The following is a 1,564-nucleotide window of genomic DNA, read 5'->3' as shown; positions in this document are numbered from 1 at the left end:
CCATCAGCACAGTAACAACCGATTCATTTGACACACAGTATGGAACGCCGTTGCATTCCGTCACGGAAAATGTGTATGGCTTGACCGGAGCGGCTGTGACGAATACGGCTATTACAACGAATTCGTTCAATGGACTGAACACGTTGACTGTGGCGACCAATGCCATCAGCACAGTAACAACCGATTCATTTGACACACAGTATGGAACGCCGTTGCACTCGATTACGACCAATGTCTACGGTTTGACCGGTGCGACAGTAACGAATACGAACATCACATCCAATTCGTTTAATGGATTGAATACGCTGACTGTGGCGACCAATGCGCTCAGTACTGTGACGACCGATTCATTTGACACACAGTATGGAACGCCGTTGCATTCCGTCACGGAGAATGTGTACGGCCTGACCGGAGCGGCTGTGACGAATACGGCTATTACAACGAATTCGTTCAATGGATTGAATACGTTGACTGTGGCGACCAATGCGCTCAGTACTGTGACGACCGATTCATTTGACACACAGTATGGAACGCCGTTGCATTCCGTCACGGAGAATGTGTACGGCCTGACCGGAGCGGCTGTGACGAATACGGCTATTACAACGAATTCGTTCAATGGATTGAATACGTTGACTGTGGCGACCAATGCGCTCAGTACTGTGACGACCGATTCATTTGACACACAGTATGGAACGCCGTTGCATTCCGTCACGGAGAATGTGTACGGCCTGACCGGAGCGGCTGTGACGAATACGGCTATTACAACGAATTCGTTCAATGGATTGAATACGTTGACTGTGGCGACCAATGCGCTCAGTACTGTGACGACCGATTCATTTGACACACAGTATGGAACACCGTTGCATTCCGTCACGGAAAATGTGTATGGTTTGACCGGAGCGGCTGTGACGAATACGCAAATTACGTCAAATCCATTTAATGGATTGAATATATATACGCTGGCAACCAATGCGATCAGTACGGTGGAGACCGATTCATTCGACACGCAGTATGGGACACCGCTGCACTCGATTACGACCAATGTCTACGGTTTGACCGGTGCGACAGTAACGAATACGAACATCACATCCAATTCGTTTAATGGATTGAATACGTTGACTGTGGCGACCAATGCCATCAGCACAGTAACAACCGATTCATTTGACACGCAGTATGGAACGCCGTTGCATTCCGTCACGGAAAATGTGTATGGCTTAACAGGCGCGACGGTGACGAATACGAACATCACATCCAATCCGTTTAATGGGCTGAATACGCTGACGGTGGCGACCAATGCGCTTAGTACTGTGACGACCGATTCATTTGACACACAGTATGGGCTGCCGCTGCACTCGATTACGACCAATGTCTACGGTTTGACCGGTGCGACAGTAACGAATACGAACATCACATCCAATTCGTTTAATGGATTGAATACGTTGACTGTGGCGACCAATGCCATCAGCACAGTAACAACCGATTCATTTGACACACAGTATGGAACGCCGTTGCACTCGATTACGACCAATGTCTACGGTTTGACCGGTGCGACAGTAACGAATAC

1 protein-coding gene is annotated in these 1,564 nt (G+C 48.6%); it reads left to right on the top strand.

Annotated elements, in window-relative coordinates; all coding sequences use genetic code 11:
• Window positions 1-1,564, top strand: a 1,564-nt coding sequence (locus K8S19_13635; GenBank protein ID MCD4814719.1) for a hypothetical protein, incomplete at both ends; no start/stop codon positions are given.

Source organism: bacterium, assembly GCA_021108215.1.
In the GTDB taxonomy this organism is placed as follows: domain Bacteria; phylum Oederibacteriota; class JAAXVQ01; order JAAXVQ01; family JAUVAV01; genus JAIORK01.
The sequence above is the reverse complement of the archived record's forward strand: the minus strand, read 5'-3'. Positions and strand labels throughout refer to the sequence as shown.